Here is a 6,808-nt window from a genome sequence, read left to right as displayed (position 1 = left end):
GGGCTTGGTGCCCTTCTTGTGGTGGGCGGGGCGAGTGTGTGCCTCGCCTGTGGCCAGGACGCGTCCCACGTCGTGGCGTGGCGCCAGTCGGCGGTGATTGAGTTCGCGCTCGACAGCGTGGCTCTGTCGAAGTGCCGTTGTTCTCGTCGACGAAGTCGGTCGGGTTGGCGGGATATGCAGGCGCTGGAAGGAGCGGTGCAAAGGCCTGCTGTTCGTCGAAATGCTGCTGGGTCTTGAGACAGTGGTGGAGCTGGCCGAGGAAGCGGTTCAGCAAGTGGCGTTGTGCGGCGGCATGCCAGTCTCCATGCTCGCGTCGGCGTCGGTAGTGCGCGTTCGCTCCCGGTGAGGCGGTGAGGGCGGCGAAGGCCCAGAGGAAGCCGGTGTGGATGAGGCGGTTGTTCTTGACGAACCGGCGGCCGACGAAACGTTTCTTGCCAGAGGCTCGGGTGATGGGGGCGGATCCGGCGTACGACTTCAGCGCCCGGGCGTCGGCGAACCGTGCCCGGTCGTCGCCCAGCTCTGCGAGTACGCGGGCGTCGAGCATGGGCCCCAGACCTGGGAAGCTGAGCAGGATCTCGCTGTCGGCGTGCTGGTGAAAGGCGGCTGTGGCCGCCTTCGCGAGCGATCTCTGTCACTGTCGCTGCTCTCGGGTCCGCGAACGTCGGTTTCATCACCGGCATCTTCGGTCGCCTGGTTGGCCAGCAGACGCTGTACGAGGCCACGGCCACGGGTGCAGGAACGGCACTCACCCTGACTCTCGCCTCCATCGTCGTCCTCCAGTTCGTGCGCCGAGACTGACGCCAGCTGACACCGTTGTTGGACACCCCGAGCCACTCGCGTACGTGCTTGATCACGGTGTTCATCAACCGATCGGTTATTGGACGCCCTCTCCCGGCGGGCGGTCAGCTGCCATGCTGAGCAGCCGAACTCTGACCTTCACCCCCTTGGAGAGCAGCGTGGACCTGAGCGCCACCGGCGAACCCGTCGTCGTGCAGGAGGACGCCAACGTCCAAGTCGGCCTCGACCTTCGGCCGGGCACCCTCACCCTCACGAGGGACGGGGAGGACTTCGCGGCGTATCACGCCCTGGTGAAGTTCGCCTCTGCCCACGGAGACCCATGGGCAGCAGAGGAGGTCACGTTCTCGGCGAAGGGGCCGGACGGCACTCCTGCGGCGTTGACCGTGGATCTCCTCAACGACACGTGGGACGGCCCCCGGGCTGGCCTTCCAGACGCGATCTGGAAGGTCGTGGCCCTCGCCGCGACGTCCGCCGGGGACGTCGGCATCACCTACTCCTCTCCCGGCCGCGCCTGAGCGATCCACCGTTGTCAGTGGCGACTGCGACACTGTTCGGTTACCGGATCTACCAGCGATCAAGAAGGGAGGAAAGACCCATGAGCAGGAGGCAGAAGGCAGTCGTCGTGCTCGGTGCGGCGCTGGTTGGCCGTGCCGTGCTGGGTGACGTCATCGGCCGACAGGCGAAGGTGCTGGGACTCGGCGTGTTCGAGCTGACAGTGCTCGGCGCGCTGGTCTCGCTGGCGGTGTAGTAGGCGAACCGCGGGAGGAGGTGGGGACGTAGATGCCCGCACATCTCCTCCAACCGCCTTACGGGGCGGGTGTGGGTGCGGGGTGCAGGGGGGTCGAGCCGAGGTTCTGTCGGTCCTGGGTGCCGAAGGTTGACCAGAGGGCTGCGGTGAGCAGGAGGAGCGCGCCGAAGACGAGGTAGACCGGCCTGCCTCCGAAGCGGTCGAAGAGGAAGCCGGTGGCGAGGATCGCCCCGGCGCTGACAATGCGGATGACGGCGTCGAGGAGTCCGTGCCAGGTGCCGAGCAGGGCGGCGGGGGCGCGGAGTTGGACGAGGAGTCCGGCTGACCTGAGGTACACGGTGAAGCCGAGGCCGAAGAGGACGAGGGCGGCCGCGAGGATCCACTGCGTCCCACCGAGCAGTGCCGCCGTCAGGGTGCCGGCGCCCGCGAGGGCGGTGGCCCAGCGGAGGCTTGAGTAGATGCCCTCCGGGCCGGCCTTGGCGACGACGAGGCCGCCGATGATGGCTCCGATGGTGGAGAACGCCAGGAAGAAGCCGGCGCGGGCCGGCGACATGTCGAAGGTCTCCCTCATGAGGGACAGCAGGGAGAGGATGACCGTCGAGAGGGCGAGCACGGTCAGGGCGTGGAAGGTGAGGAAGCGGCGCCAGGCCGGGCTGGAGGCGAGTGTCCTCGCCACCGCGCGGCGGGATGGGAGGGGGGCGGGGGCGGGTTCCTCTTCGGGGATGGTGCCGGCGGTCTTCACGCCGGTCGTCGCGCCGGAGTCCTGTGCGTGGACGGACTTCGGGTGCGAGGATCCCGGCTGCCGGGCCACGACGGCGATGAAGCCGGCGAAGACGGCCAGGGCGAGGACCTGGAGGCCAGCGGCGACGAGGAGAGCCCGGGAACCGGGGAGCAGGGCGATGACCAGGCCCGCGACGACCGGGGAGAGCAGTTCGGCGGCCGAGCGGATGGTTCCGCCGATGCCCTGGACGCGGACGAGGGTCTTGGCGTCGAGGATCCGCGGCAGGAGCACGAACAGGGCCATCTCCCCGATGTGGTGGACGAGGTCCACCGTGGCCGCCGCGACGACGATCGCCCACAGGTGGGACGAGAGGAACGTGGAGCCGATGCCGATGAAGACGAAAACGCCGATCTTGACGAGGTAGGCCACGACCAGGACGGTCTTGGGGTTGCCCCTGTCCAGCAGGGGGCCGGCCGCGATGGAGGCGACGACCTCCACGCCGTAGCCCACGCAGTACACCAGGCCGACCGTGCTGACCAGGCCGGAGAGGTCCAGGGCCAGGTTGGCGAACGCGATGTCGTAGATGCCCTCGCTCATGGAACGGGACATGACGAGCACCGCGAAGACCACAAGCAGCAGCGTCAGCCACCGTGACGCGGTGGGGAGCACGGTGCGGCCGGTGCGCGGTTCCTGCTCGGTCGTCGTCACTGGTAGGCCAGCTCTCGGACGACGTTGCCCGCGAGAGCGGCACCCGGCGCGTCGAAGGTCGGCAGTAATCCGTCGGCGGGGACCGGGACGAAGAGCTCGGGCAGGCGCGCGCCGAGGGAGTCGTGGACCTCGTACTCCACCCGGTAGTGCAGCGTTCCGTTGCCCCGGGCCCGCATGAGCACACCCGGTTCGATCGTCAGGACGACCCGCGAGTCCTGGGGGAAGGGGAGGATCTGGCTGGCCCCGAAGGTGGGAGAGTCCGCGCGGCGGTCGATGAGTTGGAGCTCCATCTCGGGATTGTCGTACAGCAACGGGGACAACTTCAGCGTGAGATGGGGATGGGCGCTGAAATGCTGCGGCCATGATGCCGGAACGTCTAGAACCATGGTGTCGGCGAGCCCGTTTTCGACGTTGGAGCCGATGCCGTACGAGTCGTCGCGAATGGACTGGTAGGAGCCAACCGCAGCGGTGACGGTGGCGAGTTCCGACGCGGGCAGGACGGGCTGCTGTCCGGCGAGGTCCCGGTCGATGAAGTAGCGGTGGAGCTCGCCGCCGATCTCGGCGGAGGCGACGACGCCCTGCTCGGTCGCACCGCCGAGCCAGCTGCGGGACACCACCTTGGAGATCAGGAACTGGGCCGCCGTCGGCAGTTCGATGGTGTTGGCGACGGCCCGGGGGCGCAGGCGGTCCATGTCTGCGACGGAGTAGGTGGCATTGTCGTCGAGCGGGGACCACTGTGAGGCGGGGTCCTGCGGCGCGTGGAGGGAGTAGTCGTTGCGGGTGGTCACGGTGCCGAGCCGCTCGAACCAGTGCGCGTAGCCGGGCGGGACGGCCAGTACGCACGACCCGTCGGCCGGGACATCGATCTCCAGTTTCCGGTCGTACTCCGGTGAGTCCGCCCGGCAGTCGTACATGTGGACGGTGACGGGTTCGGCGCCGGCCGGGCCGTAGAAGGAGAGCCGGTCGTACTGGCCGAGGTGCACCGCATACTCCTCGTATGCGAAGTGCGGGCTGTGCACCATGTAGTGGTAGGGCCGGTCGTTGCGGGAGGACCGGATGCGCCGCGCTCCCGGGAGGCCGGAGTCCTTGCCCGTCGTGCGGGTCTTGGTCATGATCAGGTGCGGCTTGGGGAGGGCGGACATGGGCAGCGTTCCTCTCTGCAGTGCTCGGATCCGAAGTGGCCTGACGTGCCTGGGGGCGGGTACACCGGACCGGTGTACCCGCCCCCGACGACTACCGCGGTGATCAGACGGTGGTGACGACGACGCCCTCCGGGAGGGCGGCCTTGAACTCCGCGAGGTCACTGAAGGAGCGTGAGGTGATCTGCTCCTCCGTGTCGGCGTCGATCATCGACGAGGCGATCTTGCCGAGGACGCTGCGGAAGTACTCCGGGGTCTCGAAGTAGGGCTCCAGCGCGGAGCTCAGGCTCTCCAGGGCAGCGCGGGCGGCGGGGTCCGTGACGTCACCGGACATGGCGGCGAGCTCGGTCTTCCAGGCGGCGGTCTCGACACTGGTGATCGACATGATGTGTTCCCTTCGGTGGGTTCTTCAGTCGGGTTTCAGCGGGTGAGCGATATTGCCTTGGCTTCCATGCGCGCCAGCGCGTGGAGAGCCGGTCCGGGCAGGTAGCGGTCGCTGTCCTGCTCGGGCCTGCTGGCGCCGGCTTCGGACGGGTCGGCGGTGGTGACGTCGCGGCCGAGAGGGTGGTCCAGGGCCCAGGGTTCGAGGTCCAGGAGTTCCATCTCGGAGCGGAGCCAGACACGACCGGTTCCGGTGAGCCGGTACCAGGTTCCAGGGGGGACGCGGACCCCGATGGTGGGGTCCCCAAGGCGGATCACGGAGCGTTCGCCATCCGCGGTCACCACCTCGATCTGCGCGTCCGTGCTGCCTGCCAGCCAGGTGAGGCGGCGGCGGGAGTATTCGTGGCGGACGAACCGGCCGACGGCGCTGCCCTCGCCGGCGTCGGGGCCGTCCTCGGCCCGGCTGCCGTCGAGGTCCACTTCGAGGACGTCGGAGGTGCAGCTGTCGGTGGACGGCACGACGGTGAAGGACTCCGGGCCCGTCAGCACGAAGTTGTTGCGGGAGGCCCACGCGTGGACGTCGTTGCCGGTCTCGGCGGCCCGCCACGTCGGCCTGAGCGTCGCGTAGGTGGTGCTGCCGCCGATGGAGACGCGGTACCGGGCGGCGTAGGCGCCCTGTTCGTGCGCGTTGGTCTGCTGGGACATCCGGGAGAGCAGCAGGTGGGCGGCGACCGGCAGTTCGTGTCGGTTGGTGCGCACCACGGGGGCCTGTTGCGAGGAGCGCAGGAAGGAGACGAGGTCGTTGTCCGGTTCCCAGTCGGGGTTCTGGTCGGCGTACCAGACCGGTTCGTCGCGGGTGACGACTCCGCCCAGGCCGTCGAGGGTGTGGGCGATGCCCTTGGGGATGATCAGGACCCGGTAGGGCGAGACGGCCATCTCGATGGTGATCTCGTCGCCGAGCTGGGGCGAGTCCTCGCGGCAGTCGATCAGGTGCACGGTGATCCGCTGGCCCTCGCCGAAGAAGGTGAGCCGGTCGTCCTGGCCTACGTGGATGCCGTAGGCGGAGTAGGCGAAGTCCTTCTCGTGGGTGACGTAGTCGGTGATGCCCGGTCCGTTCGAGATGCGGGTCACCCGGACGACGCCGTTCGTGCCGTCGCTCTCGCTCACGTTCGTGGTCTCCAGCCGCGCTCCCGGCAGGGAGAACTCCATGGAGGTGACGTCGTCGGGGACCTGGAAGGTCCCGATGTGGCGGCGTTCGGTGGTGCGGTCGAGCGCTGTACGCGGCCCTGCGTCAGCGGTTTCGAGCATGGTGGGTTCCTCTCTCTTGCCTTCGTGGTGGCCGACGCGCGGGCCCGGGGTGAGGAGAAGGGTGGAGGCGTTTGTACGGGCGGGCGTCCTGCGTCGTCACCAGAACTCGCGGCCGTCGTCGGCGTCCGTGGTGTCCGACAGCCGCCAGGCTGCGAGCCGTGGTGTGTGGGCGATGGCCCGCAGACACGCCGCGCGGGCGGTAAGCAGTGCCTCGGCCTCGCATTCGGCGAGGACGAAGAGAGCCAGGTCGATCCGTTCTCCGTCGGCGCGTGTCCAGAGGTGCTCGATCCGGTCCGCGGAATCGAAGCGGGCGGTGAGGAGTTCCCTGAGGTCGTCGGGCGCCGCAGGTGTTCCGACCAGCCGCATAGTGATCATGTACATGGTGTCCTCGGGTGGCCTGACACCGCCGGCCTCCCGGTGGGATCGACGTCAGAGCAACTGGCCGGCGCCAGCGCCCTGACCGGTGTCGGTCCCGCCCTGGGGCCCCACCCAGCCGAACCCGTCGCTGGCCACTACCCGGGGCGTTAGCCAGCCGAACCCGTCATCGGCGGACGTACGTCAGGCATCCGGCACCTCGTGGGAGGCGGCTCCTGAGGTTCCGACGGCGACGATGAGAGCGGCGGATGCGAGCAGGACTGCGGCGATCCGGGACATGACGAACTCCACCCTTAAGAATTGGCTTATTTGTCTTCGTTATCGCGTTCACCCCGTTCTGAGGGGGTGTTGCGTTCGATGGCTTAAGGCTGTCCCACGGCGGTGGCGGTGTCACTAGACGAGCAAGTTGTATGTCATGTCTGGGGGCTGAGGAACATCAGAACGAAAAGCGGCGCTAAGCCCGTCCGGCCTCTGCGAGGGCTTTGACCTGGGCTTCTGTGGTGGCTGCCGTAATCGCCCTGTTCGTGGCATCGGTAGCGGTACTCGCCGTAACGCTCCTCTCCAGCGCCGGGGCCGACCAGACCCACACCGCCGCCTGGTGCGGCAAACCGCCCGGCATTCCGCAAACGG

The 6,808-nt window shown here is 68.4% G+C and carries 7 protein-coding genes and 1 pseudogene; 2 read left to right on the top strand and 6 right to left on the bottom strand.

Annotated features, from left to right (window positions below; translation table 11 throughout):
• Nucleotides 1-175 precede the first annotated feature (175 nt).
• Nucleotides 176-622 (bottom strand): annotated as a pseudogene (locus tag ACZ6BB_RS42010) (transposase); the annotation flags it as partial.
• Between the two features lie 289 nt (nt 623-911).
• On the opposite strand from ACZ6BB_RS42010, the gene ACZ6BB_RS42005 reads away from it, so the two are divergent.
• Both ACZ6BB_RS42005 and ACZ6BB_RS42000 read left to right on the top strand, forming a co-directional pair.
• Nucleotides 912-1,313, top strand: coding sequence for a hypothetical protein (locus ACZ6BB_RS42005; protein ID WP_471620351.1), 402 nt, complete (start codon nt 912-914; stop codon nt 1,311-1,313).
• Nucleotides 1,314-1,393: 80 nt separating this feature from the next.
• Nucleotides 1,394-1,546: a hypothetical protein gene (locus tag ACZ6BB_RS42000; protein WP_471620350.1), complete on the top strand. Its 153-nt coding sequence runs from the start codon at nt 1,394-1,396 to the stop codon at nt 1,544-1,546.
• A 58-nt stretch (nt 1,547-1,604) separates the two neighbouring features.
• Here ACZ6BB_RS42000 and ACZ6BB_RS41995 read toward each other — a convergent pair whose 3' ends face one another.
• From ACZ6BB_RS41995 to ACZ6BB_RS41975, 5 genes are all read right to left on the bottom strand, one after another.
• The gene (locus tag ACZ6BB_RS41995) at nt 1,605-2,975 is read right to left on the bottom strand and encodes an MFS transporter (protein WP_471620349.1); all 1,371 of its coding nucleotides are present in this window, start codon (nt 2,973-2,975) and stop codon (nt 1,605-1,607) included.
• Entirely contained in the window at nt 2,972-4,117 is a 1,146-nt protein-coding gene (locus ACZ6BB_RS41990) for a hypothetical protein (protein WP_471620348.1), read from the bottom strand. The genes ACZ6BB_RS41995 and ACZ6BB_RS41990 overlap by 4 nt, the downstream gene beginning before the upstream one ends.
• Before the next feature lie 103 nt (nt 4,118-4,220).
• Nucleotides 4,221-4,499, bottom strand: coding sequence for a hypothetical protein (locus ACZ6BB_RS41985; protein WP_471620347.1), 279 nt, complete (start codon nt 4,497-4,499; stop codon nt 4,221-4,223).
• A gap of 35 nt (nt 4,500-4,534) precedes the next feature.
• Nucleotides 4,535-5,803 (bottom strand): hypothetical protein, encoded by a 1,269-nt coding sequence (locus ACZ6BB_RS41980; protein WP_471620346.1) that lies wholly within the window; start codon nt 5,801-5,803, stop codon nt 4,535-4,537.
• A gap of 96 nt (nt 5,804-5,899) precedes the next feature.
• A complete protein-coding gene (locus tag ACZ6BB_RS41975; RefSeq protein WP_471620345.1) occupies nt 5,900-6,178 on the bottom strand; it encodes a hypothetical protein in 279 nt (92 codons plus the stop codon).
• Nucleotides 6,179-6,808: the final 630 nt, after the last annotated feature.

It is taken from the genome of Streptomyces sp. NPDC041108 (genome assembly GCF_055592645.1).
The sequence above is the reverse complement of the archived record's forward strand: the minus strand, read 5'-3'. Positions and strand labels throughout refer to the sequence as shown.

Bases quoted from the DNA above. Each gene is read 5' to 3' on its own strand.
- ACZ6BB_RS42005 (WP_471620351.1), top strand. From the start codon at position 912: ATGCTGAGCAGCCGAACTCTGACCTTCACCCCCTTGGAGAGCAGCGTG.
- ACZ6BB_RS42000 (WP_471620350.1), top strand. From the start codon at position 1,394: ATGAGCAGGAGGCAGAAGGCAGTCGTCGTGCTCGGTGCGGCGCTGGTT.
- ACZ6BB_RS41990 (WP_471620348.1), bottom strand. From the start codon at position 4,117: ATGTCCGCCCTCCCCAAGCCGCACCTGATCATGACCAAGACCCGCACG.
- ACZ6BB_RS41985 (WP_471620347.1), bottom strand. From the start codon at position 4,499: ATGTCGATCACCAGTGTCGAGACCGCCGCCTGGAAGACCGAGCTCGCC.
- ACZ6BB_RS41980 (WP_471620346.1), bottom strand. From the start codon at position 5,803: ATGCTCGAAACCGCTGACGCAGGGCCGCGTACAGCGCTCGACCGCACC.
- ACZ6BB_RS41975 (WP_471620345.1), bottom strand. From the start codon at position 6,178: ATGATCACTATGCGGCTGGTCGGAACACCTGCGGCGCCCGACGACCTC.